This window comes from Bacteroides sp. 3_2_5 (assembly GCF_000159855.2).
Classification (GTDB): domain Bacteria; phylum Bacteroidota; class Bacteroidia; order Bacteroidales; family Bacteroidaceae; genus Bacteroides; species Bacteroides fragilis.
Genome location: NZ_JH636044.1, coordinates 1,205,896 through 1,232,764, shown reverse-complemented (window position 1 = coordinate 1,232,764; position 26,869 = coordinate 1,205,896). Strand labels below are relative to the sequence as shown.

The following is a 26,869-nucleotide window of genomic DNA, read 5'->3' as shown; positions in this document are numbered from 1 at the left end:
AAATTCCACAAATTATGCTATTGTGTCATGCTTCAACTCGTATGCCTCCTTTATCTGATCCAGTGCCTGTCTTAGCACACTCCGCGGACAAGCCACATTAAGCCGCATAAATCCCTCGCCTTCCTTACCGAACATAGCGCCATCGTTTAATGCCAGATGTGCACCGTCAACAAAAAAGTCAACTAATTCTTTCTGCGAAACACCCATACCGCGACAGTCCAGAAAAATCAGATAAGAAGCTTGAGGACGAATCATCCGGATTGCGGGAATATGTGTTTTTAAATATTCATCTGTAAAATCAATATTCTCCTGAATATATTCCAATGCCTGATCCAGCCACTCCGTTCCATTGCTATACGCGGCAGCCACTCCAAGATATGCAAATAAATGGCCTTCACTAAATTCACTGGCTTCCATATAAGTCTGAAAACGATGACGAATGGCCTCATCTTCTATAATGCAGTACGAACTGGCAAGTCCCGGCATGTTGAAAGCTTTACTGGGAGACATAAACACAAGTGAATTCCGTCGAGCCTTTTCCGATACCAATGCAAACGTAGGATGCGTGTATCCCGGCAATGTCAGATCGGCATGAATTTCATCCGAGATGACCAATACTTGATTATCAAAACAAATCTCTGCTATCTCGGCCAACTCCTCCCGAGTCCAGACACGCCCTCCCGGATTATGAGGATTACTCAAAATCAACATTTTACAGCCCTTTACATCAGCACGGAAGCGTTCAAAATCAATCTGATATTGCCCGTCTTTCAGCAATAACGGACTGTAGACTACCTCCCTGTGGTTGTGTTCTGTCACCAGAAAGAAAGGATGATAAACAGGAGGCATCACCATCACTTTGTCCCCTGGAGCCGTAAAACATTGCAGGGCAAAAGCCAATCCACGCACAATACCCGGCGTAAACGTCAGCATCTCCCGGGTAACATTCCACCCGTGACGTTCTTTCTGCCAATTGATAATGGATGTATACCAAGCTTCGCAAGCGAAAGTATACCCCAATACTTCATGATCCAATCTCCGACGGATAGCCTCTATCACAAAAGGAGGAGTACGGAAATCCATATCGGCCACCCACATCGGAAGCAGGTCGCTCCGTCCCCAACGTTCCGATACTGCGTCATACTTCACCGAGTCTGTTCCCCGGCGCTCTACCACTTCATCAAAGTTATATTTCATATAGGGTTCTATTTTTAGGTTCAGCCTGCAAATGTACAATTCATCTGTTTCATAATGAAACCAAATGAGCTATTTTAGCAGACAGCAGTTAAAATTTACCATCATTGTGGTATTCAGTTACTCTATATCAGGCTTTTTCAGTACATTTGTGCTCCATTAAAGAAAAGACGTATGATAAAAGCCCTGTTTTTCGATATAGACGGGACGTTGGTTAGTTTCAACACTCACGAAATTCCTTCGTCTACCCTCGCAGCCATAGCCGAAGCAAAAGCTAAAGGTATCAAGATATTCATCGCTACCGGACGCCCGAAAGCGATTATCAACAACCTCACCGCCCTTCAGGAACGGGAACTGATAGACGGCTACATCACCATGAACGGAGGGTATTGTTTCGTTGGAGATGAGGTGATTTACAAACATTCCATCCCGGTACAAGATGTTAAGGCACTGGCTGCACTTTCGGACGAGAGAAACTTTCCCTGTATCTTTGTAGCCGAACATACCGTAGCTGTTTGCAATACCAACAAGCTGGTTAACGAAATCTTTCATGATTTCCTGCATGTAGATATCCTGCCCATCCAAACTACAGACGAGGCTACGCAAGCCGAAATCTTTCAGATGACCCCATTCATCACTACCGAAGAGGAGAAAACGATATTGCCTTTACTCCCGAACTGCGAATCCGGACGCTGGTTTCCTGCATTTACAGATATCGTAGCTAAAGGTATCCGCAAACAAAAAGGAATAGATGAAATCATTCGCCATTTCGGTATCGGACAGGAAGAAACAATGGCATTTGGTGATGGAGGCAACGATATCAGTATGTTGCGCCATGCAGCCATCGGAGTAGCCATGGGCAATGCGAATGACGATGTCAAAGAAACCGCCGACTACATAACCACTTCTGTAGACGAAGACGGAATACAAAAAGCATTAAAACATTTCGGGATCATCTGACGTGGAATTTACAATAGACACCGGTAATAAGGAGTTTCAGGATGCACTGAATCTGATTCAGTATACTCGTCAATCAGTTTTCCTCACGGGGAAAGCGGGAACGGGTAAATCTACTTTCCTGAAATACATCTGTAAGAATACCAAGAAGAAACACATCGTGCTGGCACCCACCGGAATCGCTGCCATTAATGCCGGTGGCAGCACTCTGCACAGCTTCTTCAAACTTCCTTTTCATCCGTTACTTCCTGATGATCCGAATCTGAGTTTGCAACGGGGACGCATCCATGAATTCTTTAAATACACCAAGCCACACCGTAAATTGCTGGAACAGGTAGAACTGGTCATTATCGACGAAATATCAATGGTACGTGCCGATATGATTGATGCCGTAGACCGCATTTTGCGTGTATACAGTCGTAATCTGCGCGACCCCTTCGGAGGAAAACAAGTTTTACTGGTAGGCGATGTATTCCAGCTTGAACCGGTAATCAAAGGGGATGAACGGGAAATTATCAACCGCTTCTATCCCACTCCTTATTTTTTCTCGGCACGGGTCTTCAACGAGATCGAATTGGTATCTATCGAGTTACAGAAAGTATATCGTCAGTCAGATGCAGTCTTTGTCAGTGTACTCGACCACATCCGGAGCGGAGCAGCAGGGGCAGCCGACCTTCAGCTGCTCAACACCCGCTATGGCGCTCAAATTGATGCTTCGGAAGAAGATTTATACATCACTCTGGCTACGCGCCGCGATACGGTAGAAACCATCAATGAACGGAAACTTACCGAACTCCCTGGCGATCCTGTAGTGTTTGAGGGAGAGATCAACGGCGACTTTCCCGAAAGTAGCTTGCCCACCTCAAAAGAACTGACCCTGAAACCGGGAGCACAAATCATCTTTATCAAAAATGACTTTGAACGCCGTTGGGTAAACGGTACCATCGGTGTAGTAAGCGGCATCGACAACGACGGTATCATCTACGTCATCACCGATGATGGCAAAGAGTGTGATGTCCACCGGGAATCATGGCGCAACATCCGTTACAAGTACAACGAAGAGAAAAAGGAGATTGAGGAAGAAGAACTGGGTACTTTCACACAATATCCCATCCGCCTGGCATGGGCCATCACCGTGCACAAAAGCCAGGGTTTGACCTTTAGCCGTGTAGTCATAGACTTTACCGGAGGAGTGTTTGCCGGCGGACAAGCTTATGTAGCTCTCAGCCGTTGCACATCGCTTGAAGGAATTCAACTGAAAAAGCCTATCAGCCGCGCGGATATTTTTGTCCGTCCCGAGATTGTCAGTTTTTCCGGAAGATTCAACAACCGGCAAGCCATCGACAAAGCATTAAAACAAGCACAGGCCGATGTGCAGTATGCCGCAGCTGCCCGTGCTTTCGACAAAGGAGATTTCGAAACATGCCTCGAGCAGTTTTTCCTGGCCATTCATTCCCGTTATGATATAGAAAAGCCTGCCGCCCGAAGATTAATTCGCAGGAAATTGGGAGTCGTCAACCTATTGCGGGAACAAAAAAGGAAACTACAAGCACAAATGGAGGCACAGAAAAAAAGCCTGCAAAAGTATGCCCGAGAGTATTTGCTAATGGGAAACGAATGTATCACTCAGGCGCATGACGTTCGGGCCGCCCTTGCCAATTATGACAAAGCGATTGAGCTCTATCCCGAATACATCGACGCCTGGATACGAAAAGGAATCACGCTGTTCAATGAAAAAGAGTTCTTCGATGCCGAGAATTGCCTGAACCGGGCAGTCAGCCTGCGTCCTTCAGAGTTCAAAGCACTCTATAACCGAGGCAAACTTCGCCTGCAGACAGAAAACATAGAAGGGGCTTTATCAGACCTCGACAAAGCAACTAGCCTGAAACCTGAACATCCCGGAGCACACGAACTTTTCGGAGATGCATTATTAAAAGTCGGTAAAGAGACAGAAGCAGCCATCCAATGGCGTATAGCAGAGGAACTACGAAAAAAGAAGAAATAAGGTAAGTTTATTTCTGTAATCTATTTCACCACAGGATTACACAGATCTTCACAGATTAATAATTTATTTCATTGTCAATATATAAAGTATCTGTGTTAATCTGCATAATTTGTGATGAGATGGATTCGCCCTATTAAAAGAGGACTATACAGTAAAACATAATCCCCGATAACCTTGGACTTCTTGTCTTTTATTACTAACTTTGTTATCACTATAAACCTAACAACCAGTGCAATTATGAAGAAAGGATTCAAAATTACAGCAATCGTCATCGGCGTCATTCTGATACTGATGTTTCTCCTTCCCTTTGCCTTCCGTGGCAAGATTGAAGGTATCGTAAAATCGGAAGGCAACAAAATGCTTAACGGTCATTTTGATTTTAGTAGCCTTGATATCAGCTTATTCCGCAATTTCCCCAAAGCTTCCGTCACCCTGAATGATTTTTGGCTGAAGGGAACCGGAGAATTTGAAAACGACACATTGGTGAAGGCCGGTGAGGTAACAGCGGCTATTAACCTGTTTTCGCTTTTTGGAGATGACGGATACGATGTATCCAAAGTATCTGTTGAAAACACCCGGTTACACGCCATCGTACTTCCGGACGGAAAAACTAACTGGGATATCATGAAACCCGATTCATCCACTGCCAGCGAAACCCAAGAAAGTGGTGAATCTTCTACTTTCCGAATTAAACTCCAGCGTTTTGTCATCAAAAACATGAATGTGGTATATGACGACCGGCAGTCCGCGATGTACGCCGACATACACAATTTCAATGCGCTTTGTTCGGGTGATCTGGGTAGCGACCAGACTTTACTCAGCCTGGAAGCCGAAACTGAAGCCCTGACTTATAAAATGAACGGTATCCCTTTCCTCTCACAAGCTAACGTCTACGCCAAGATGGATGTAGATGCCGATCTGGCACACAACAAATTTACACTGAAAAAGAACGAATTCCGTCTGAACGCCATTAAAGCCGGCATTGACGGATGGATAGAGTTGAAAGACCCTGCTATCGACATGGATTTGAAACTCAACACCAGCGAAATAGGATTCAAAGAAATCTTGTCACTGATACCGGCCATTTATTCCAAAGAGTTCAAGAATCTGAAAACAGATGGTACAGCAACTCTTGAAGCTACAGCGAAAGGAATACTGCAAGGTGACATGGTTCCACAGTTCGATGTCCGACTGGCTGTAAAAAACGCCATGTTCCGATATCCATCCCTGCCGGCGGGAGTCGATCAGATTAACATCGACGCACAAGTTCGGAATCCGGGAGGTAACATTGACCTGACCGAGATAAGCATACATCCTTTCAGTTTCCGACTGGCGGAAAATCCGTTTAGTCTGACAGCCGACATAAAGACACCTGTCAGCGACCCGGACTTTACAGCCGAAGCCAAAGGGGTACTTAATCTGGGCATGATCAAGCAAGTCTATCCGCTGGATGATATGGAGTTGAATGGTACCGTTCGTGCGGATATGACAATGGCCGGACACCTGTCATACATCGAAAAGGAACAATACGATCGTTTCTCCGCTTCGGGAACCATTGCCCTCAGTGATATGAAGTTGAAAATGAAAGAGATGCCGGATGTAGAAATAAAAAAATCCCTGTTCACATTCACTCCGAAATATCTGCAACTCAGTGAAACGACAGTAGCCATCGGAAAGAATGATCTTACTGCCGACTGCCGGTTCGAGAACTATATGGGCTATATTCTTAAAGGGAGCACACTGAAAGGTACCCTGAATGTCCGGTCGAACCATCTGAATCTAAACGATTTTATGACGGCCACAACTGACAGTACCGCCCAAACATCACAAGCATCTTCGACCGAAGAAACCGCCAGTATGATCGAAGTTCCGCAGAATATCGACTTCCAGATGGATGCCGGCCTGAAAGAAGTGTTATTTGACAAGATGACTTTTACAAACATGAATGGCAAACTTATTGTGAAAAACGGAAAAGTCGATATGACAAATCTGTCAATGAACACCATGGGAGGAAGTGTCGTTATGAACGGATACTATTCGACCGCCGATCCGAAGAAGCCGGAAATGAACGCAGGATTCCGTATGGAAAATATCGGTTTTGCACAGGCTTACAAAGAACTGGATATGGTGCAGCAAATGGCTCCTATCTTTGAAAACCTGAAAGGCAACTTTTCGGGTAATATGCATATCCGGACTTTACTCGACAACCAAATGAGCCCTGTCATGGATACGATGCAAGGAAACGGAAGCCTTTCGACCCAAGATCTTAGCCTCAGCGGCGTAAAAGTAATCGACCAGATAGCCGAAGCCGTAAAGAAGCCTGAACTCAAAGAGATGAAGGTGAAAGATATGGCACTGGATTTCACCATCAAAGACGGAAGAGTATCTACCAAGCCGTTCGATATCAAACTGGGTGACTATGTCATGAATCTTTCCGGAAGCACAGGACTCGACCAAACCATCGACTATTCGGGAAAGATCAAATTACCGGCATCGGCAGGTGATATCGCCAAACTGACTACCCTCGACCTGAAAATAGGAGGTACTTTCTCCTCACCCAAAGTATCACTGGATACGAAAAGCATGACCAATCAGGCAGTAGAAGCAGTGACAGACAAGGCAATCAGCGAAATCGGGAAAAAGCTCGGGCTGGATTCGGCTACAACGGCCAACAAAGATTCCGTGAAGGAGAAGGTAAAAGAGAAAGCCGTAGAAAAGGCACTCGATTTTCTTAAAAAGAAAATAAAATAACGTGAATCAGGAGTGAGAGAAGTGATTCGCATAAATAACAGACAATTATGATACTCAAACTTTACGAAAAAAATAATAATCCTCAGGACCTGCAACGGATTGTAGACCTACTGAACGACGGGGGATTGATTATCTATCCCACAGACACCATGTATGCCATCGGTTGCCATGGCCTGAAGGAACGTGCCATCGAACGCATCTGCCGGATCAAAGAGATTGACCCGAAGAAAAACAATCTCTCTATTATTTGCTATGACCTGAGCAGCATCAGTGAATATGCCAAAGTGGACAACAACATTTTCAAGTTGATGAAACGTAACCTGCCCGGACCTTTCACTTTTATCCTGAACGGAACTAACCGGTTGCCCAAAATCTTTCGAAACCGGAAAGAAGTAGGTATCCGTATGCCGGATAACAGTATCATCCGTGAAATTGCCCGTCTGCTGGATGCTCCGATCATGACCACCACGTTGCCTCATGACGAGCACGAAGACATAGAGTACGTCACTGACCCGGAACTGATCGACGAAAAACTCGGTGACGTAGTGGACCTCGTGATCGACGGAGGTATCGGGGGGATTGAACCTTCGACAGTTGTGAACTGCACTGAAGGAGAAGCCGCCATCGTCCGGCAGGGAAAAGGGGAACTGGAAGAGGCCTGACCCATTAAACATTTTTCAGATGCAGGGTGTTAGTATATAAAACCCAAACAATAGCATTTGATTATGAAAAAAGTATTATTCTTTGCATTGGTGCTAACCATTGCCACAGCATGCAGCCAAACAAAAGATTCGTATCTGGAGGGCTTTAAGCTTTTTGTCGAAAGCGTACAGAAAAACGCTCAAGACTATACAAAAGCCGACTGGGAAAAGGCTGACGAACAATTTACGAAACTGAAAGACAGTTATAATAACTTCAGTAAACAAATGACTTCGGACGAAAAAGGAGAAGTGATAAAACTGGAATCCACTTATGCTGCCCTAAAGTTAAAGAAAATAGGAGATGACCTGAAAGAAAGCACCAAAGATGCATTTGAGAAAGTCAAAGATACAGCAAAAGACGTAAAAGAAGGTGCGCAAAAGGCTGCTAAAAAAGGTGAGAAAGCAATGGAAGGGATCAAAGACGGTCTGAAAGATTAGTTCCTCAACAGACTTTCGTGTCAGACTGATAAAAAGAAGAGGATAAGCCAAAAGTTTTTCCGGCCTATCCTCTTCTTTATTTTTATGCCTGTATTACTTCAGCAATGACTGCGGATCGAGGTGATCTGCTTCGATATCCTTGAAATAACGATAAGTACCTACTTTCAGTTCGGCAGTAGCAGCATCATCGCAAACGATGATACCTTTTTCGTGCATCTGCAATGCACTGATCGTCCACATCTGTGTAATGGCACCCTCTACGGCATGATACAATGCACGTGCTTTGTTGTGTCCGTTTACGATAATCATCACCTCACGGGCAGAAAGCACAGTGCCCACTCCCACAGTCAACGAAGTCTTGGGAACCTTGTTAATATCATTGTCGAAGAAGCGAGAGTTCGCAATGATCGTGTCTGTAGTCAGTGTTTTCTGACGGGTACGAGAACTCAGCGAAGAGCCCGGCTCGTTGAAAGCAATATGACCGTCAGGACCAATACCTCCCATAAACAGGTCGATACCGCCATACGATTTGATCTTTTCTTCATAACGTGCACATTCAGCATCCAGATCGGCAGCATTTCCATTTAAAATGTTCGTGTTCTCCGGTTTGATGTCGATATGGCTGAAGAAGTTGTTCCACATAAAAGAATAGTAGCTTTCCGGATGTTCTTTCGGCAGTCCTACGTATTCGTCCATGTTGAAAGTAACAACATTCTGGAACGATACGATTCCTTTTTTATTCAGGTCGATCAGTGCCTTATACATACCCAGTGGAGATGATCCTGTGGGGCATCCCAGAACGAAAGGTTTTTCCGGAGTGGGATTGGCAGCTTTGATCTTAGCAGCAACATAATGTGCCGCCCATTGAGAAACGGACTGATAGTCCGGCTGAATGATTAGTCTCATGTTCGATTGTTTTTATCAGGTTAATAAATTAGGGGTAACTTATACTCTGTCTTTTTTTAAACGGCCGGCCATAGCACGTGCCAGGTTCTCACACTGTTGATATGTGATCTCCTTCATGGCCTGTTTCATTTCTACAGGATCACCGACCAATTCAAATTTACTTTTCTCTGCAAACTCGGCCATACGTTTCACGGCGGCACCTGCCCACGTGAACGAACCGAAATACCCCAGATAACGTCCTTTCAATTCACGAACCAATATCTTGGACAGAAGCGACTCCACTTCCGGGAAAATCTGGTTACTGTAAGTAGGGCTACCGATAATCAATCCTTTATAACGGAATATATCGGCAAGGATATAAGAGGGATTACTTTTGCTGACATTGTGCATCACAATGTTTTTGATGCCCTGTGCCGAAAGCTCAGCTGCAATGGCTTCTGCCATTTGTTCGGTATTACCGTACATACTGCCGTATGCAATTACCACACCTTCATCTGCGTCATAACGGCTCAGTTTATCATAAATGCCTACCACTTTCGTGATATTCTCAGTCCATACCGGACCGTGCGTAGAACAAATAGCCGAGATAGGAAGTCCACCCAACTTTTGCAAAGCTTTCTGTACCGGTGAACCGTATTTGCCGACGATGTTCGAATAATAACGAACCATTTCGCCCCAATAATGGTCGATATTCATGCGTGTATCCACGAAGCCGCCATCCAGCGTACCAAAACACCCGAAACCATCACCGGAGAAGAGTATGCCATCTGTTTCGTCAAATGTCATCATCGTTTCCGGCCAGTGTACCATCGGGGTAAGGTAAAAGCGCAGTTTATGACGTCCGAGAGCGAGAAAATCACCATCCTTAATCAGATATTGCTCGCCGGTCACACCATAAAAACCTTCAATCATACCGAAAGTCTGTTTATTGCCAACGATCACAATGTCGGGATAGTGTTGCTTAATCAATCGGATAGAACCTGAATGGTCCGGTTCCATGTGATTTATAATCAAATAGTTGATAGGACGGTCGCCTATGATATTTCTGATTTTTCGAAGATATACTTCGAAATAGCAAATATCCACTGTATCGATCAGTGCCACCATTTCATCATCAATCAGATAAGAGTTATACGAAACTCCATAGGGCAAAGGCCACATTCCCTCAAAGAGGTGCTTGTTACGGTCGTTAACTCCCACATAATGAACGTTTCCTTTAATTCTTGTTTTCTGTTCCATTCTTTTTTTAGTTTAATTTAGCTACAGGGTACGAGTAACAACAATACCCAACGGTACCTCTCAGCTTGCAACTCGTAACTCGCAACTCATTCGCTTCGCAAAAATAGTTCTTTTTTTCTAAACCAGGTATGCCTTTCCCTGATAAGCACCCCTTTCTTTCATTCTTTTTTGCACGCGGGCAGTAAATTCATAATTCTTCAGCCCCCAATCGGGTGCAATCAGAAGTTCTTTCGGTGATTGTGAAACAAATCGCTCAAGTATCAGATCGGGGCGCAGGTGTTCCACATAGTCGATTACCAGATCGATATACTCGTCCACACTAAAGAGATGAAAATCCTCGGGGCGGCACTCAAACTCACGTGCCATTTTCGTACCACGTATCAACTGCAACTGATGCATTTTAAGAGTGGTCAATGGCAAACGGGACAATTCGGCCGCCTGAGCGATAATTTCGTCATGGGTCTCTCCCGGAAGACCGAGGATGACGTGTCCTCCGGTCAGAATCCCGCAAGCAGCCGTCCGGTTGACAGTTTCTACCGTATCGGCATAGGTATGCCCACGGTTGATACGCTTCAAAGTAACATCCCGGGTGGTTTCAATACCATATTCTACCAAAAGGAAAGTGTGCTTATTCAGTTCTTCCAGATATCGCAACAGGGGATCAGGCATGCAGTCCGGACGTGTGCCGATGACCAGTCCCACCACCCCGTCCACACTCAAAGCCTCTTCATATTTCCGTTTCAGTCCTTCAAACTCGGCATAGGTGTTGGTATAAGCCTGAAAATAAGCCAGATATTTCATATCCGGATATTTATGGGCAAAGAATTGCTTTCCTTCCTCAAGTTGCCGGGTGACGGATTTCTCCGTTTTACAATACTCGGGATTGAATGTTTGGTTATTACAGTACGTACAGCCTCCCAATCCCTTCGTTCCGTCCCGGTTAGGACATGTAAAACCCGCATTAAGAGATATCTTCTGTACCTTATAGGGAAAGTATTTTTTCAGAAAGAAAGTAAATTCGTTATATAAAGGCGTCGGAGCCGGTTTAGTCATAGAATATCATGCTTTTGTAAACAGTACAAATATACATAAAAAGTTATAGAAAAGAGCCGTTAGCTATTTTTTTCTGTATCTTCGCCCTTATACTGCTCTTTAAATTTATACGAAAGCACGTAACATCTATAGATTGACGTTAACTTAGAAGATCTGAGAAAGTGTCTGAAAAGATTATATAAATAAAGAAAATGTGAGCAATGTTCACATGAAGCATCTTCTCCAACCAAGGGTGTAGCCATCCGGAGGAAAGGGTGTAGCCCTAGGCATAAAAGGGTGTAGTCATCCGCATCGTATGGCTACACCCTTTCACCTGTTCATAGATAGCGGTTATTAAAGTTCCAACCGCTCCTTCAGTAATTTATATCCGGAATTACTCACTTTCAGCCTTACGCCGTTTTTTAACGAGAGCTGATAATTTTCTTTTCCAAAGAGTTCAACCCGTGATATTTGCGTCACGTTCACTATTGTAGAACGATGCACACGCACAAATCCTGCTGATGGCAGATGGGCATCAAAATACTTCATGGTCTGCTCCTTGACATATTGTCCCGAAGGGGTCACCAATGTGACATAATCGCCACATGCCTGTATGTAAAGCAACTCGTCGGTACGGATCAGATGAATGTGTGTACCATCTTTCACCGTGATGCGGTCAATACATTCCGCCTCTTCCGGCAACGCTTTATCTTCGCGGCATTCAATCTGCCTCAATTCTTCACGAAGGGCTTCCTCTCTCGAAACAGCCTCTTCTAATATCTCTTCCTGAACGGTATTCAGCGACTGCAAGCGATACCACAACATCATCACTCCCCAGGCCAATGCTCCAAACAATATACGGAAAGGAAGCGTCTCACCAAAAGGAGCATATACTTGTCCCATATTCTGTTCCAGCACATATTGCACGGCAAAGCCTCCCGCCAGCCAGAAAAGCAGAGCCAAAGCGGCTATCAGTAAGTCGGTCTGCAATATAGAGACAAGGCCAATGACATACCATGCCAGATAGGCCAGGAGGCAAAGCAATCCGACAGATAAAATCCCGTCTATTGCAGCCGGAAGCATGTCGGCTCCGGCATAGCCCCAAAGTAGAGTTGTTTGTATCCCTGCTGCTACAACGGCCAATATCAATGCCGTCATCCACCGCCGGGAAGATTCTTGTATAGGATGTATATCCATGTTTTATTTTCAACTTTTTATATCAATACCTCCGAATGTCAAATCACCCCGGATCACCAATATCCGGTTCTGATCGATCATACCCCCGCCAAAACGTTTGTCCTGACAACCGCCCAGACAGGTAGTACACCGAAACACTACTTTCCAATCGGAAGGCACATAAATTTCTATTCCACCAAATGTACAATCAATATCGAGAAACGTTTCTCCTTCGGGAAGAGTCGTACGCCGCAAGTCGATAACCGTCCCGCCAAAAGAGTTTTGTATAGTTCCGCCTTTAAACACTTCATCGAGCACCACCTGCCTGATGCCGCTAAATGTGTTTTCGGAGTGCAGCACTCCATCTGTTGAGTTATATTGGCTACTGGCAAAGTTCCCTCGGTGCGAACGCTCGTGCCGGGCACGTTTCGGCCTGAACAGAAAAGCAAGTCCGATAACAATCAGGACAATCGGGAAAAGAGTGACATGAACTCCTGCAGGCATCCATCCCAAATACGGACTGATCAGATAGGTACCGATAGCAAGCAGTATCCCGCCCCGCAAAATCTGACGCCGCAACATCAAGTAAATTCCTAAAAGAATCAGTAACATTTGCCAGGAAACCAAAATACCAAACAAGGTATAAGAAATCCATCCCAGATTGCGAGCCAGCAAAAGCACTCCTGCCGTTATAAAAATAAAGGCGATAAAAAACTTACCGTATCTCCGAGCAGGAGATGAAAACTCTTTCTTTTCCATATATTATTTCATTGTTAATTATTTCTTTTAATCTTTGTGGGCAAAGATACGCCATTTACCACCTCCCGGAAATACTTTTTCGTCAATAACAGTACGCCAACCGATGAAAGGGGGATAATTCCCGATAAAACCGGACCTGTTTTTCACCGATTGCGTACAAGTTTGAACCGATATAGTCATATCTCTTTATCGGGAGACACTCCGGATTCTCTCCCCCTTGTCTCTATACACAAACAAAGCCGGGTAGAACCTCCGTTTCATCGGGACAAAGCCTCCGTTTGTGTCCCGTACAGCCTCTGTCCGTATCAAACAGAGACTCTGTTTTTTCGTTAACCAACGCTATTTCACAGATATTTTACCCCTCCTGTTTTGAAGGCTCACCGTTTATCGTTACCTTTGCGGACACATAGAAACAACCTATAAAATCATCTAAGCCAATGAAAAGAAAATTCATTTTTCTGTTTTTCTGTCTGTGCTGCCTTGCCGGCTTTGCACAAGGAGGCAAAGCGCTCGACCTGAAAGAAATTAACTCGGGCAAGTTCAACCCCGAAAACATTTATGGTGTGGTTCCCATGCCTGACGGCGAACACTACACACAAAGAAATGCCGAAGGTACACAGATCGTGAAATATTCCTTCCGCACGGGTGAACCGGTGGAAGTGGTATTCGATGTGACAAAAGCCCGCGAATGCCCCTTTAAGAAATTCGACAGTTACCAATTTTCACCGGACGGATCAAAAATACTGATTGCAACCGAAACCAAGCCCATCTATCGTCATTCTTATACGGCAGTCCACTACCTGTATCCGGTGAAACGGAACGACAAAGGAGTGACTACCAACAATATTGTTGAAAAGCTATCGGACGGTGGTCCGCAGCAAGCCCCGGTATTCTCTCCGGACGGAAACCTGGTGGCGTTTGTCCGTGATAATAACATCTTCCTGGTAAAGCTTTTGTATGGCAACAGCGAATCGCAAGTGACTGAAGACGGCAAGTTGAACAGTGTACTGAACGGTATTCCCGACTGGGTATACGAAGAAGAGTTCGGTTTCAACCGTGCCCTGGAATTCAATGCCGATAATACCATGCTGGCCTATGTTCGTTTCGACGAATCGGAGGTTCCATCATACACTTTCCCCCTGTTTGCAGGTGAAGCACCGCGTTATGATGCACTGCAGGATTATCCGGGAGAATACACTTACAAATATCCCAAAGCAGGTTACCCCAACTCCAAGGTGTCAGTACATACGTTCGACATCAAATCGAAAGTGACCCGTCAGGTGAAGCTGCCGATAGACGCCGACGGATATATCCCGCGCATCCGTTTCACTCAGGATCCCAACAAACTGGCCATCATGACACTGAACCGTCACCAGAACCGCTTCGACATGTATTTTGCCGATCCTCGCAGCACAGTGTGCAAACTGGCCCTACGCGACGAATCTCCTTATTACATCAACGAAAATGTATTCGATAACATTCAGTTCTATCCCGAATATTTCAGCTTTGTTAGCGATAAGAGCGGATATCCTCACTTGTACTGGTATAGCATGAACGGTAACTTGATCAAACAAGTGACCAGCGGCAACTATGAAGTAAAAAACTTTATCGGATGGAATCCGGATACCAACGAGTTTTATTACACCAGCAATGAAGAAAGCCCGATGCGTCAGGCGGTATACAAGATAGACCGTAAGGGCAAGAAGATGAAACTGAGCAATCAGCCGGGAACCAACAGTCCCATCTTCAGCAGCTCGATGAAATATTTCATGAACAAGTTTACCAGCCTCGATACTCCGATACTGATTACCTTGAATGACAACACAGGTAAGGTCTTGAAGACTCTCGTAACAAATGATAAACTGAAACAGAAACTGGCCGAATATGCCATACCGCAAAAAGAATTCTTCACGTTCAAAACAACAGAAGGAGTCGATCTGAACGGCTGGATGATGAAACCGGTCAATTTCGATCCTGCCAAACGTTATCCGGTACTGATGTTCCAGTATAGCGGTCCGGGTTCGCAACAGGTTCTGGACAAATGGGGAATCAGTTGGGAAACCTACATGGCAAGCCTCGGCTACGTGGTAGCTTGTGTAGATGGTCGCGGCACAGGTGGCCGTGGCAGTGAATTCCAGAAATGCACCTATCTGAACCTAGGCGTAAAAGAAGCTAAAGACCAGGTGGAAGCTGCCAAATATCTGGGTGGACTGCCTTATGTGGACAAAGGACGTATTGGTATCTGGGGATGGAGTTTCGGCGGATATATGACCATCATGAGTATGAGCGAAGGTACACCCGTGTTTAAAGCCGGAGTTGCTGTGGCCGCACCTACAGACTGGAAATATTACGATACAGTATATACCGAACGCTTTATGCGCACGCCGAAAGAAAATGCCGAAGGCTATAAAGCTGCTTCAGCATTCAGCCGTGCAGACAACCTGCATGGTAACCTGCTCCTTGTACACGGTATGGCAGATGATAATGTTCACTTCCAGAACTGTACAGAATATGCAGAGCACCTGGTACAACTCGGAAAACAGTTCGATATGCAGGTATACACCAACCGGAATCATAGCATCTATGGTGGAAATACCCGTAACCACTTGTATACGAAGCTGACGAACTTCTTCCGGAATAATTTATAAGAAACAGTTCTCGCCACAGAGAGGACACGGAGTACACTGAGGATTATTTTAATGATTGAATTTTAAAATAAAACTCTGTGTACTCCGTGTCTTCTGTGGAGAATCATAGAATAAAAACAGTACTATATGGGAAACGATAAACGGGTGCGCAAACCCGAATGGCTTAAAATCAGCATTGGAGCCAATGAACGCTATACCGAGACCAAACGCATTGTCGAATCGCACTGCCTGCACACCATCTGTAGCAGTGGGCGTTGCCCCAACATGGGCGAATGCTGGGGAAAAGGAACAGCTACGTTCATGATTGCCGGTGACATCTGTACCCGCAGTTGTAAATTCTGTAATACCCAGACCGGACGACCTCTGCCTTTGGATCCCGACGAACCGACCCACGTTGCAGAATCAATTGCCCTGATGAAACTCTCACACGCAGTTATCACATCTGTAGACCGCGACGATCTGCCTGATTTGGGTGCAGCCCATTGGGCACAAACAATTCGTGAAATCAAACGACTAAATCCGGAAACAACTACCGAAGTACTGATTCCCGATTTCCAGGGACGCAAAGAGCTTGTTGACCAAGTGATAAAAGCCTGTCCCGAAATCATCTCCCATAACATGGAGACTGTGAAACGCATCAGTCCACAGGTGCGTAGTGCCGCCAACTATCACACCAGCCTGGAAGTGATCCGCCAAATAGCCGAAAGCGGTATTACGGCAAAATCGGGTATTATGGTTGGTCTGGGTGAAACTCCAGCTGAAGTAGAAGAGTTAATGGACGACTTGATTTCCGTCGGTTGCAAAATCCTCACCATCGGGCAATATCTGCAGCCAACCCACAAACACTTCCCGGTTGCAGCATACATTACTCCGGAACAGTTTGCTGTTTATAAAGAAACAGGACTGAAGAAAGGGTTCGAACAAGTGGAAAGCGCACCATTAGTACGCTCCTCGTATCATGCAGAAAAACATATCCGATTTAATAATAAGTAGTAAGAACATAACAGGCTCCTTGTTTGTTTTACAAGTAAACGGCAAAATAATACAATAAAAACATATGGGTAACAAAGGAGTACTTTCTTCTGCATTTAATATGTCATTGGGCTTTATCCCTGTTATTGTTTCCATCCTCTTATGCGAATTTATAACACAGGACATATCAATCTATATCGGTACAGGTATCGGGCTTATCTATTCGTATAGGTCACTGTCTCGTAAAGGGGCCCGCATACCCAATTTTATCCTCTATATCTCTACGGGAATCTTGACATTACTGACTCTGGCAAGCTTTATTCCCGGAGATTTCGTTCCGGAAGGAGCATTGCCGCTTACACTTGAAGTCAGCATACTGATTCCGATGGTTATTCTATTCCTGCACAGGAGGAAGTTCATCAGCCACTACCTGCGTCAAAATGCCCAATGCAACCGGCGGTTGTTTGCTCAAGGAGCAGAATCTGCCATTGTATCTGCACGGGTCGTACTGATTTTAGGTATTCTCCATTTTGCTGTCATCAGCCTGACGGTTTTGGTAGCACATCCCCTCACCCGGACTTCCATACTTGTACTTTATCACGTATTGCCGCCTACTATATTTATTCTCAGCATCCTTCTCAATCAAATAGGTATCCGTTACTTTAATCATGTAATGGCGCATACGGAATATGTCCCCATCGTCAATACCCGTGGTGATGTAATCGGAAAAAGTCTGGCTGTGGAAGCTATCAACTATAAGAATGCCTACATTAATCCGGTGATACGCATTGCTGTTTCCACCCACGGCATGTTGTTCCTCTGTAATCGTCCGCAAAGCTGCATCCTCGATAAAGGCAAAGTGGATATACCGATGGAGTGTTACCTCCGATACGGGGAGACACTGACGGCGGGAGCCAACCGCTTATTGAGCAATGCTTTTCCGAAGGCCTCTGATCTGAAACCGACATTTACCATCTCCTATCATTTTGAAAACGAACAGACCAATCGTTTGGTCTATCTGTTCATTGTCGATATGGAAGACGACTCCATTCTCTGCGATCCACGATTCAAAGGAGGAAAGTTATGGACTTTCCAACAAATAGAGCACAACTTAGGTACTCACTTCTTCAGCGAGTGTTTCGAGTTGGAATACGAGCACCTGAAACAGGTTATTGGTATAAGAGAAAAATACAAGGTATCTTAGTCAGGTCGGGTACTTTTCCTTGCCACTCTTTTATGGTTTTAGTACGGATATATTCTCCCTCACAAGTGATATTCGCTGCAATACACAAGCGGGTCTGCGGACGACAATTATGCAGAATATCCTCCACCATCTTATTGTTACGATAAGGTGTTTCTATAAATAGCTGTGTCTGATGCTCGGCATATACCCGTTGCTCAAGAGCTTTTATTTTTTTTGCACGCTCACCCGGCTCTATAGGCAGATAGCCATGAAAGGCAAAACTCTGCCCGTTAAACCCCGAACCCATCACAGAAAGAATGATAGACGAAGGTCCTACCAACGGAACTACTTTCAGGTTTTTACGTTGTGCAATAGCCACCACGTCAGCTCCCGGATCGGCTACAGCAGGACAGCCGGCTTCGGAAATCACTCCCATGGACAAACCGCCTGCCAGCGGTTTCAGATAACCGGAAATATCTTCAGGAGAAGTATGTTTATTCAGCGGGTAAAAAGTGAGTGAGTCAATATCAATCTCACGGTCTACCTTTTTCAGGAAGCGGCGGGCCGAGCGAACATCTTCGACAATGAAGTGCTTGATGCCCTGAATAATTTCTTTATTATAAGAAGGTAATACAGACTCGATCGAAGTGTCGCCCAAAGTGACGGGCAAAAGATAAAGAGCGGTATCCATGAATAGGGTATTTAATAGTTGAAATTTTACGGATTAAAACGCGATTCCGTGAACATACGTTCATAGTCGCTCATTTCAAGCAATTGCCGTAAAGTTGTTTTCTTATGATGTTTCATATATGAGGTGATGATTTTCGTACCGATCCAGGTACCTACCATCGAAGGCGCATTCTCGCCTAAAGTGTTAGTGAAAGGAGCCGGACGGGTATATTGACGTACTACCATCGGATCCGTAGCATGCAAATGATCTTGCTCAAGAATATATCTCCACATCTGCTGTTGGTTCTCTTTACACCATTCCCTTTCTAAATCCGAATATCCCAACGCTTCTTCCGATGAGGAATAGTCCAATAGATGTTGTACCACATAATTGATTTTACCATAATGCATCATTACATCGAGTAATGTACGGGAGTAATCCATCGGAAAAGGATACTGGCTCATCAGATAGAACACCAAACAATCGGGAACGATCCGGTCAGGACGCATAGTACGCCGCTGATAGTTGTAATAGAAACGCTTGTAAAGCGGATAGTCTTCACCCATATACTTGTCAAGACTAATACCCAACACGCTGTCAGACAGAACAATGGATTCATTAAATGCCGAGATCTGCGTATATATCATAGGAATCATGATATCCGGAATCTCCTTTTGTAATTTCCCGAACCCTTTGGTCAGATTTTTTTCAACCGATTCCAATTCCGGGTATTTGGCCTCCACATCTTCTATAAGACGGACCAAGGTTGTATCCGAATAGAAAGTTTTCAATCGCTGGAAAATATGGTCATCGCTCACCTGTCCAATAGCCAATACATCTTCAATCAACAGTTTGGTGGGCAAGGCATACTCCAGGTTCATTTTTTGTAAAGCAGAAAAGCTGTTGAAACGAACGTATTCGTCCAACAGCTTATCATATCTGACTACGGAAATTCCCTCTTCTTCCATAGGGTCCGCCACAGGTTCCGCTTTCCCCACCCGGCAGGATGCGAAAAGCAGACTCAGCAAAATAAGAAGAATATCGTCTTTCCGTATTTTCATTACCTTAACCGTAAATGATATTACCGTTTTCGTCTTTATATTCGTCCAGCCCCTTTTCGTAAGTAGCCATTGCACGCAGACTCATACCAACACTTGAAAAACCTCCATCGTGGAACAGGTTCTGCATAGTTACCTTACGGGTAAGATCGGAGAACATTACGATACAGTAATCAGCACATTCGTCGGCTGAAGCATTACCGAGCGGAGACATACGATTAGCAAAGTCATACAGTTTATCCATACCCTTCACACCAGAACCGGCAGTTGTAAAGGTAGGCGACTGGGAAATAGTATTCACACGCACGTTGTGCTCACGACCATAGATATAACCAAAACTGCGGGCAATAGATTCAAGTAATGCTTTTGCATCCGCCATATCGTTATATCCGTAGAAAGTACGCTGTGCAGCTACATAACTCAATGCCACGATAGAACCGTATTCTGCAATTGCATTTTGCTTCTTGGCAGCCTGAATCATTTTATGGAACGAAACAGCTGAAACATCCAGCGTAGTATTCAACATATTATAATCGAGATCATCATAAGTACGTTTCTTACGAACATTCGGTGACATACCGATAGAGTGCAATACAAAATCAATTTGTCCGCCCAAAACTTCCATCGAGCGTTTGAATACGTTCTCCAAATCTTCTACGTTGGTGGCATCAGCAGCAATCACTTCGCAATTCAGCTTTTCTGATAAAGCAGAAACCTGTCCCATGCGAACAGCAACAGGAGTATTTGATAATGTAATAACAGCACCTTCTTCAACGGCTCTTTCGGCTACTTTCCAGGCAATAGACTGCTCGTTTAATGCACCGAAAATAATACCTCTTTTTCCTTTCAACAAATTGTAACTCATACCTTTTAATGTTAAATTAGGTTGCAAAGATATAGATTTTCTGCATAAAAGCACGAAAAGTGTGCAAAGAAAAGAGGGAAACCACAAAAAATACAGTGAATTTGATTATTTATTAATAGATAATAGAGTCTCCTACAACAAAATGACAATTCTTACTCCCGAAATATAAAGCAATTGTCTATCATCTCAATGACAACAGTATTCCTTATTTATATCAAGCGTACTTTGAATCACTATATAAATAGCCAGAGAGAGTCGACAGGTTGCCGCAATCGTTTGTCGGAATACATATAAAAAAGATCAGTCTAAACAAAAAGAAAAAAGTAGTAATTCAAAAATAGAAAAGGCAAAGTTCTGTTGGTACTTTACTTCAATAATTTTGCATCAAAATACATTTTCTAATATTAAGTTAATAATCACATCATATTTATAATGCAAAAGGAGATAACGGGACAAAGATAATAATATCTTTTAATAAATCATAAATCCAAGGTTTATTTTTTCATGTATATTATGAAATACATTTTAGCTTAAAAACAGGAATATACTTCTTTGGCAAATATAGTAGACTATAAGTAATACTCAATAATATTGGAACCTAATCCCTCTACCGGTCAGTTAATATCTACTATAACCAACTAATAAACAACAGATAACATTATTGAGGTCCATGGTATATCTGTACGCCTATTACAACATATCAGACTGTCATAATCAATTAAGTACCAACAGAACTAAGCCTGAAGCAACAATGTAAAGATAGATCATAAAATACAATAAATAGAATAACCCTAATTTAAAAAGCTTATGAGATAAAAAACAGAGAAATGACCTCACACAAACTCCGGAAAACCATTTTTCCGGGAAACCTAAGAAACAAACTATTCAAAATGAAGTTTAACCGAACAATTTAGTGTATGACAAAAAAAATCAACCTGTTTCCAAGCCTTATACGGTTTCGGGAAACCAATCGCCTAAAAATGGCAATTGCTGCATCTATCATGCTATGGTGTATGGCACCCCAACAAGCAGTTGCAGATACGTATGAAAAACACGAAGTTGCCAGTATTCAGCAGCAAAAGGTAAAAGCAAACGGTACTGTAGTAGATCAGACCGGCGAACCTCTAATCGGCGTTTCTGTAAAAGTAAAAGACGCGCCTAATGGAACAATCACCAATTTAGATGGTAAATTCTCCATCGATGTAGCCAAAGGTGCTACACTTGAAATATCCTATGTGGGATATAAAACCGTCATTGTAAAAGCCGAATCAACCCCAATGCACATTGTCTTAAAAGAAGATAGTGAAATGATAGATGAGGTAGTGGTAGTTGGTTATGGCTCACAGAAAAAGGTTAATGTCACCGGTGCCGTAGGCATGGTCAATTCCGAAGTACTTGAAGCTCGTCCGGTACAAAATGTATCGCAAGCTTTACAAGGTGTGGTACCGGGTTTGAACCTCTCCGTCAACAACGGTGGTGGTTCACTGGATAGTGAGATGAGTATTAATATTCGTGGTACAGGTACCATCGGCGACGGCTCCGGATCGTCTCCATTGGTATTGATCGATGGCATCGAGGGCAGCCTGAATACAGTAAACCCCAATGATATTGAATCGGTATCAGTACTGAAAGATGCTGCATCAGCTTCTATTTATGGTGCACGTGCCGCATTCGGTGTGGTTTTGGTAAAAACCAAAAGCGGACAATCGGGAAAACCCAGAGTGACCTATTCGGGTAATGTGCGCTTCTCTGATGCGACTAATATTCCTGAAATGCTGGATTCTTATACTTTCGCACAATACTTTAACCGTGCAGCGGCAAATGATAATGGTGGTACTGTTTTCAGTAAAGAGCAACTGGAACGCATCAAAGCATACCAGGATGGTACCTTAAAATCATCAGCTACCTTTAACGAACAATCACGCCGATGGAACTACTATACGGGATCGAATGCAAATACCGACTGGTTTAAGGAAGTGTATGAAGATTGGGTTCCTTCCATGGATCACAATCTTAGCATCAGTGGTGGCACAGATAAAACTCAATATATTGTCAGTGGAAGCTTTCTCGATCAGAAAGGTTTGATCCGCCATGGCAAAGATACCTTCCAGCGCTACACTTTAAATGGTCGAATCACAAGTAACATCACAGACTGGTTTACATTGGGATATTCAACCAAATGGACACGTGAAGATTATGATCGTCCAAGTTACCTGACGGGATTGTTCTTCCACAATGTGGCACGCCGCTGGCCGACTGTACCTGTCTATGACGATAACGGATACCTGACCGAACCATCCGAACTGATCCAACTGGAAGACGGAGGCAGACAAATCAACCAGAAGGACCTCTTCACACAACAGCTGCAACTGACCTTCGAACCAATCAAGAACTGGAAAATTTATGTAGAAGGAAGTTTGCGTGTGACCGCCAATAACCAACATTGGGAAGTACTGCCTGTTTATCAGCACGATGTAGACGGTAATCCGGTAGGTATGACATGGGATGCAGGTGTAGGCAGCTATCCGGTAGGCGGTTCAAAAGTGTCTGAATATGCTTATAAAGAGAATTACTATTCTACCAATATCTATTCGGATTACTTCAAGCAACTGGATAACGGGCACTATTTCAAGGCAATGGTAGGTTTCAACGCCGAGCTGTACAAGGACCGCAGTGTAAGTGCGGACAAATCAACCTTGATTACTCCATCCGTACCGACAATTAATACCGCAGTAGGTGAACCCAGTGTAGCAGGTGGATACAGACATACCTCAGTGGCCGGTTTCTTTGCCCGTTTAAACTGGAACTACAAAGACCGCTACATGCTGGAAGCCAACGGACGCTACGATGGTTCTTCACGCTTTATCGGCGACAAACGTTGGGGATTCTTCCCGTCATTCTCAGGTGGTTGGAACATCGCCCGTGAAGCTTTTTTCGAAGAAACCGCCAACAAGTTGAAAATTGGTACACTGAAACTGAGAGCATCGTGGGGACAGTTGGGTAACACCAACACCAATGAAGCCTGGTATCCTTTCTACCAGACTTTACCGCAAGGACAGAACTACGGATGGTTAGTAAACGGTGTACGCCAGAATTATGCCAGCAATCCGGGTATCGTCAGTAGCGAAAAGACCTGGGAAACCATCGAAACATGGGATGCCGGTCTGGACTGGGGATTATTCAACAACCGTCTGACCGGTTCATTCGACTATTTCGTACGTTACACATACGACATGATTGCCACCGCTCCGGAACTCCCATCTATTCTGGGTACAGGTGTTCCTAAAATCAATAATGCCGACATGAAATCGTATGGTTTCGAGTTGGAAATCGGCTGGAGAGACAGAATCAAAAACTTCTCTTATGGAGTGAAATTTGTCCTCTCGGATGCACAACAAAAGATTCTGAAATACAACAATCCCGACAAGAGTCTTAGTAATCCTTATTATGAAGGACAGAAGCTAGGAGAGATATGGGGATACAAAACAATTGGAATCGCACAAAGCGATGAAGAAATGAACCAACATCTTGCCAATGCCAAGCAGCCGATGGGGCAGAAATGGGCAGCAGGTGACATCATGTATGCCGATCTCGACAATAGCGGCTCAGTGGACCAAGGTAACTACAAAGTAGGTGATTCGGGCGACTGGCAGATTATCGGAAACAACACCCCTCGCTTCAACTATGGTATCACGATAGATGCTGCTTGGAAAGGTTTAGACTTCCGTGCCTTTGTACAAGGTATCGGCAAACGTGATTATTGGCTGAACGGCCCGTACTTCTGGGGATTCTCCGGAGGTGGCGAATGGGCTTCCGCCGGATTTAAAGAACATTGGGATTTCTGGCGTCCGGAAGGTGATCCCTTGGGAGCTAACACCAATTCGTACTTCGCACGTGTCATCCGCGGTACATCGAAAAACCAGCAACGTCAGACACGTTACTTGCAAGATGCTTCGTATTGGCGCTTGAAAAACATCCAGATCGGATATACATTACCCAAAGTATGGACAAAGAAAGCAGGAATGGAATCAGTACGTGTTTATGTATCGGGCGACAACCTGCTGACTGTATCAGACATCACCGGAGTATTCGACCCCGAAAACCTGGGAACCCAATGGACCGATCCGGGTAAAGTATATCCGTTACAGAAAGTAATTGCAATTGGTTTAACCGTAAATTTCTAAAAAACGAATCATTATGAAACTAAAAAATAGAATCATACAATTATGTGTACTGACAGGGGGAGTATTACTTTTCCCATCATGTAACGACTTCCTAGACAGGGAGCCGCTGGATCAGGTAACACCGGAATCGTATTTCCAGAATGCAGATCACTTGGCAGCTTATAGTATTTCAAAGTATCAGAATCTGTTCTCTACTCATAGCGGATTTAGTGCGGGTACTGTAAACAATGACGGTGCTACCGACAATATGGTTTCAGGCGGCAGCAGCGGTAGCGGACTCCAGAATTACTACACCAAGGATGTTTGGAAGACAGAAGCAGCCAATGACAACTGGGACTTCTCCTTTTTTCGTTATTGCAATTACTTCTTTGAAAAAGTACTCCCCAAATATGAGGCAGGAGAGATATCAGGTAACGCTGACGATGTGAAGCATTATATCGGTGAAATGTACTTTATCCGTGCCTGGAAATATTTCCAGAAGCTGAGGATGTATGGAGACTATCCGATTATCACAGAAGTATTACCGGATAATGCGGAAATATTGATAGAAAAAGGTGTACGACAACCACGTAACAAGGTGGCGCGTTTCATTCTTGAAGATCTTGACAAGGCCGCCGAGTACATGCACGACCATGGTTTTGCCGGCAACAACCGCTTGAACAAGCAATGTGCTTTGTTAATCAAATCACGTGTAGCACTCTACGAAGCTACTTTCGAGAAATATCATCAGGGTACGGGACGTGTACCGGGTGATGCCAACTGGCCGGGTAAGCGAGTGCATCCTGATTATAAGTATGATGCCAATACCGAAATAAACTTCTTTCTGGACCAGGCGATGTCCGCAGCAGAACAAGTAGCCGATGTCATTAAGCTGACACCTAACAGCGGTGTGTTCAATCCGGCAAATGACAACGACATTTCGGGATGGAATGATTATTTCGATATGTTTTCAGCCGAAGACATGAGTGGATTTGAAGAAGTGCTCTTCTGGCGTGATTATTACTCCGGCGACTTTACCATCGCACACGGCGCTACAGCTTATGTAGCTTCGGGAGGCAACAACGGTATGTTGCACAACTATGTACAATCTTTCCTGATGAAAGACGGTATGCCTTGGTATGCAGCCACAGCCGCATATCCTTTTAAAGGTGACGAACGGGTAATGGATGAAAAAGCCAACCGCGACGAACGTCTGCAACTCTTCTTATTTGGTGAGGAAGATATGATACCGGCCGTATCCAACGCTGCAACCAATGCCATGAAAACATATCAGGACGCAAACTACCCCAATATAATTGTAGCCGAATCGGAAATCAAAGACTTAACAGGATATCGTATTCGTAAATGTCTCTCTTACGACCAGAAACAATATGTTTCGGGACAGGCTCAGTCTACAACCGGTTGTGTAATTTTCCGTGCAGTAGAAGCTTATCTAAACTATATGGAAGCTGCCTGCATGAAGAATAACGGGAATGTTACGGGAAAAGCTGCCGAATATTGGAGAGCTGTACGCATACGTGCAGGAGTTGATCCGGACTTCACTAAAACCATTGCCGCAACAGACTTGAGCAAAGAAAACGATTTGGCTAAATACAAAGGCGAGAATGAAATGATCGATGTGACACTTTTCAATATCCGCCGCGAACGTCGTTGCGAATTCATTGGCGAAGGCATGCGTATGGATGACCTGATTCGTTGGAGATCATTAGACAGACTGTTGGTCGAACGATTTATTCCCGAAGGATTTAACTTCTGGGGAAGTGACGCTTACAAACGTTATGAAGGAGAAGATGCCAAGTTCGAATATATCGAAGGCCCGGACAACGCTATGGCAAATGTTTCATCCAGAAAATTATCCAACTATTTACGTCCTTATTCTGTTGTACAAAAGAATAATGAAATCTATGACGGTTATACTTGGGCTAAAGCGCATTATCTCTATCCCGTACCTATCCGACAGATCGAATTATTATCACCGTCAGGCGAAATAGCTTCATCGGTTATCTATCAGAACCCATACTGGCCTGAAGAAAGAAACACAGCAGCTATAGAATAATTATATCAAATATATAAATATTGATTTTTAGTATAATAATAAGGAGGTTGTGGTAAGAGATTTATAGCAACTACA

Annotated in this window: 20 protein-coding genes; 10 read left to right on the top strand and 10 right to left on the bottom strand. The window is 44.1% G+C overall.

All coding sequences use genetic code 11. From position 1 onward, the window contains the following. Positions 1-12 precede the first annotated feature (12 nt). Positions 13-1,197, bottom strand: coding sequence for a MalY/PatB family protein (locus tag BSHG_RS12985; RefSeq protein WP_008658800.1), 1,185 nt, complete (start codon positions 1,195-1,197; stop codon positions 13-15). 171 nt (positions 1,198-1,368) lie between these two features. Between BSHG_RS12985 and BSHG_RS12990 the strand changes: the two genes are divergently transcribed. From BSHG_RS12990 to BSHG_RS13010, 5 genes are all read left to right on the top strand, one after another. Further along, positions 1,369-2,154, top strand: coding sequence for a Cof-type HAD-IIB family hydrolase (locus BSHG_RS12990; RefSeq protein ID WP_008658798.1), 786 nt, complete (start codon positions 1,369-1,371; stop codon positions 2,152-2,154). A 1-nt stretch (position 2,155) separates the two neighbouring features. After that, positions 2,156-4,156: an AAA family ATPase gene (locus tag BSHG_RS12995; protein WP_005785291.1), complete on the top strand. Its 2,001-nt coding sequence runs from the start codon at positions 2,156-2,158 to the stop codon at positions 4,154-4,156. Between the two features lie 237 nt (positions 4,157-4,393). Next, entirely contained in the window at positions 4,394-6,907 is a 2,514-nt protein-coding gene (locus BSHG_RS13000) for an AsmA-like C-terminal region-containing protein (RefSeq protein ID WP_008658796.1), read from the top strand. A 47-nt stretch (positions 6,908-6,954) separates the two neighbouring features. After that, positions 6,955-7,569: an L-threonylcarbamoyladenylate synthase gene (locus tag BSHG_RS13005; protein WP_005795972.1), complete on the top strand. Its 615-nt coding sequence runs from the start codon at positions 6,955-6,957 to the stop codon at positions 7,567-7,569. 63 nt (positions 7,570-7,632) lie between these two features. Further along, the gene (locus tag BSHG_RS13010; protein ID WP_005813090.1) at positions 7,633-8,046 is read left to right on the top strand and encodes a DUF6565 domain-containing protein; all 414 of its coding nucleotides are present in this window, start codon (positions 7,633-7,635) and stop codon (positions 8,044-8,046) included. Between the two features lie 93 nt (positions 8,047-8,139). Here BSHG_RS13010 and nagB read toward each other — a convergent pair whose 3' ends face one another. The 6 genes from nagB to BSHG_RS23240 all read right to left on the bottom strand — a co-directional run bounded on the left by nagB (position 8,140) and on the right by BSHG_RS23240 (position 13,338). Then, positions 8,140-8,952: a glucosamine-6-phosphate deaminase gene (gene nagB / locus BSHG_RS13015; protein ID WP_005775719.1), complete on the bottom strand. Its 813-nt coding sequence runs from the start codon at positions 8,950-8,952 to the stop codon at positions 8,140-8,142. A gap of 39 nt (positions 8,953-8,991) precedes the next feature. Next, complete coding sequence (locus tag BSHG_RS13020) at positions 8,992-10,191, bottom strand: FprA family A-type flavoprotein (RefSeq protein WP_005795977.1); 1,200 nt, start codon at positions 10,189-10,191, stop codon at positions 8,992-8,994. A gap of 117 nt (positions 10,192-10,308) precedes the next feature. Further along, positions 10,309-11,244 carry a TIGR01212 family radical SAM protein gene (locus BSHG_RS13025; protein ID WP_008658794.1) on the bottom strand — a complete coding sequence of 312 codons (936 nt, stop codon included), beginning with the start codon at positions 11,242-11,244 and terminating at the stop codon, positions 10,309-10,311. Between the two features lie 333 nt (positions 11,245-11,577). Further along, positions 11,578-12,420, bottom strand: coding sequence for a LytR/AlgR family response regulator transcription factor (locus tag BSHG_RS13030; protein ID WP_008658793.1), 843 nt, complete (start codon positions 12,418-12,420; stop codon positions 11,578-11,580). 9 nt (positions 12,421-12,429) lie between these two features. Further along, on the bottom strand, positions 12,430-13,158 hold the full coding sequence (locus tag BSHG_RS13035) for a LiaF transmembrane domain-containing protein (protein WP_008658792.1): 729 nt from the start codon (positions 13,156-13,158) through the stop codon (positions 12,430-12,432). 27 nt (positions 13,159-13,185) lie between these two features. Next, positions 13,186-13,338, bottom strand: a complete 153-nt coding sequence (locus BSHG_RS23240; RefSeq protein WP_014298319.1) for a hypothetical protein — start codon at positions 13,336-13,338, stop codon at positions 13,186-13,188. A 257-nt stretch (positions 13,339-13,595) separates the two neighbouring features. Here BSHG_RS23240 and BSHG_RS13040 point away from each other — a divergent pair, with 257 nt between their 5' ends. From BSHG_RS13040 to BSHG_RS13050, 3 genes are all read left to right on the top strand, one after another. Continuing rightward, positions 13,596-15,806, top strand: a complete 2,211-nt coding sequence (locus BSHG_RS13040) for a S9 family peptidase (protein ID WP_008658791.1) — start codon at positions 13,596-13,598, stop codon at positions 15,804-15,806. Positions 15,807-15,932: 126 nt separating this feature from the next. Next, a complete protein-coding gene (gene lipA / locus BSHG_RS13045; protein ID WP_005795984.1) occupies positions 15,933-16,799 on the top strand; it encodes a lipoyl synthase in 867 nt (288 codons plus the stop codon). Positions 16,800-16,863: 64 nt separating this feature from the next. Then, on the top strand, positions 16,864-17,982 hold the full coding sequence (locus BSHG_RS13050; RefSeq protein ID WP_005785267.1) for a hypothetical protein: 1,119 nt from the start codon (positions 16,864-16,866) through the stop codon (positions 17,980-17,982). Here BSHG_RS13050 and BSHG_RS13055 read toward each other — a convergent pair. From BSHG_RS13055 to BSHG_RS13065, 3 genes are read right to left on the bottom strand one after another with little or no spacing between them, the layout of a single operon-like run. Further along, on the bottom strand, positions 17,948-18,652 hold the full coding sequence (locus BSHG_RS13055; protein WP_008658788.1) for an SAM-dependent methyltransferase: 705 nt from the start codon (positions 18,650-18,652) through the stop codon (positions 17,948-17,950). The genes BSHG_RS13050 and BSHG_RS13055 overlap by 35 nt on opposite strands. A gap of 26 nt (positions 18,653-18,678) precedes the next feature. After that, positions 18,679-19,692 carry a gliding motility lipoprotein GldB gene (gene gldB / locus BSHG_RS13060; RefSeq protein ID WP_005785263.1) on the bottom strand — a complete coding sequence of 338 codons (1,014 nt, stop codon included), beginning with the start codon at positions 19,690-19,692 and terminating at the stop codon, positions 18,679-18,681. A 4-nt stretch (positions 19,693-19,696) separates the two neighbouring features. Further along, positions 19,697-20,554, bottom strand: a complete 858-nt coding sequence (locus BSHG_RS13065) for an enoyl-ACP reductase (RefSeq protein WP_005775707.1) — start codon at positions 20,552-20,554, stop codon at positions 19,697-19,699. Positions 20,555-21,471: 917 nt separating this feature from the next. Here BSHG_RS13065 and BSHG_RS13070 point away from each other — a divergent pair. Together BSHG_RS13070 and BSHG_RS13075 are read left to right on the top strand one after the other, a co-directional pair. Further along, positions 21,472-24,738 (top strand): SusC/RagA family TonB-linked outer membrane protein, encoded by a 3,267-nt coding sequence (locus BSHG_RS13070; RefSeq protein ID WP_005801253.1) that lies wholly within the window; start codon positions 21,472-21,474, stop codon positions 24,736-24,738. A 13-nt stretch (positions 24,739-24,751) separates the two neighbouring features. Next, positions 24,752-26,794: a RagB/SusD family nutrient uptake outer membrane protein gene (locus BSHG_RS13075; protein WP_008658787.1), complete on the top strand. Its 2,043-nt coding sequence runs from the start codon at positions 24,752-24,754 to the stop codon at positions 26,792-26,794. Positions 26,795-26,869 lie beyond the last annotated feature (75 nt).

Excerpts from the sequence above, each read along its gene's own strand:
- BSHG_RS13025 (WP_008658794.1), bottom strand. The coding sequence starts at position 11,244 with ATGACTAAACCGGCTCCGACGCCTTTATATAACGAATTTACTTTCTTT.
- lipA (WP_005795984.1), top strand. The coding sequence starts at position 15,933 with ATGGGAAACGATAAACGGGTGCGCAAACCCGAATGGCTTAAAATCAGC.
- BSHG_RS13040 (WP_008658791.1), top strand. The coding sequence starts at position 13,596 with ATGAAAAGAAAATTCATTTTTCTGTTTTTCTGTCTGTGCTGCCTTGCC.
- BSHG_RS13075 (WP_008658787.1), top strand. The coding sequence starts at position 24,752 with ATGAAACTAAAAAATAGAATCATACAATTATGTGTACTGACAGGGGGA.
- BSHG_RS13030 (WP_008658793.1), bottom strand. The coding sequence starts at position 12,420 with ATGGATATACATCCTATACAAGAATCTTCCCGGCGGTGGATGACGGCA.
- BSHG_RS13005 (WP_005795972.1), top strand. The coding sequence starts at position 6,955 with ATGATACTCAAACTTTACGAAAAAAATAATAATCCTCAGGACCTGCAA.
- BSHG_RS23240 (WP_014298319.1), bottom strand. The coding sequence starts at position 13,338 with ATGACTATATCGGTTCAAACTTGTACGCAATCGGTGAAAAACAGGTCC.
- nagB (WP_005775719.1), bottom strand. The coding sequence starts at position 8,952 with ATGAGACTAATCATTCAGCCGGACTATCAGTCCGTTTCTCAATGGGCG.
- BSHG_RS13065 (WP_005775707.1), bottom strand. The coding sequence starts at position 20,554 with ATGAGTTACAATTTGTTGAAAGGAAAAAGAGGTATTATTTTCGGTGCA.
- BSHG_RS12985 (WP_008658800.1), bottom strand. The coding sequence starts at position 1,197 with ATGAAATATAACTTTGATGAAGTGGTAGAGCGCCGGGGAACAGACTCG.
- gldB (WP_005785263.1), bottom strand. The coding sequence starts at position 19,692 with ATGAAAATACGGAAAGACGATATTCTTCTTATTTTGCTGAGTCTGCTT.
- BSHG_RS12990 (WP_008658798.1), top strand. The coding sequence starts at position 1,369 with ATGATAAAAGCCCTGTTTTTCGATATAGACGGGACGTTGGTTAGTTTC.
- BSHG_RS13035 (WP_008658792.1), bottom strand. The coding sequence starts at position 13,158 with ATGGAAAAGAAAGAGTTTTCATCTCCTGCTCGGAGATACGGTAAGTTT.
- BSHG_RS13055 (WP_008658788.1), bottom strand. The coding sequence starts at position 18,652 with ATGGATACCGCTCTTTATCTTTTGCCCGTCACTTTGGGCGACACTTCG.
- BSHG_RS13000 (WP_008658796.1), top strand. The coding sequence starts at position 4,394 with ATGAAGAAAGGATTCAAAATTACAGCAATCGTCATCGGCGTCATTCTG.
- BSHG_RS13010 (WP_005813090.1), top strand. The coding sequence starts at position 7,633 with ATGAAAAAAGTATTATTCTTTGCATTGGTGCTAACCATTGCCACAGCA.
- BSHG_RS13050 (WP_005785267.1), top strand. The coding sequence starts at position 16,864 with ATGGGTAACAAAGGAGTACTTTCTTCTGCATTTAATATGTCATTGGGC.
- BSHG_RS13020 (WP_005795977.1), bottom strand. The coding sequence starts at position 10,191 with ATGGAACAGAAAACAAGAATTAAAGGAAACGTTCATTATGTGGGAGTT.
- BSHG_RS13070 (WP_005801253.1), top strand. The coding sequence starts at position 21,472 with ATGACAAAAAAAATCAACCTGTTTCCAAGCCTTATACGGTTTCGGGAA.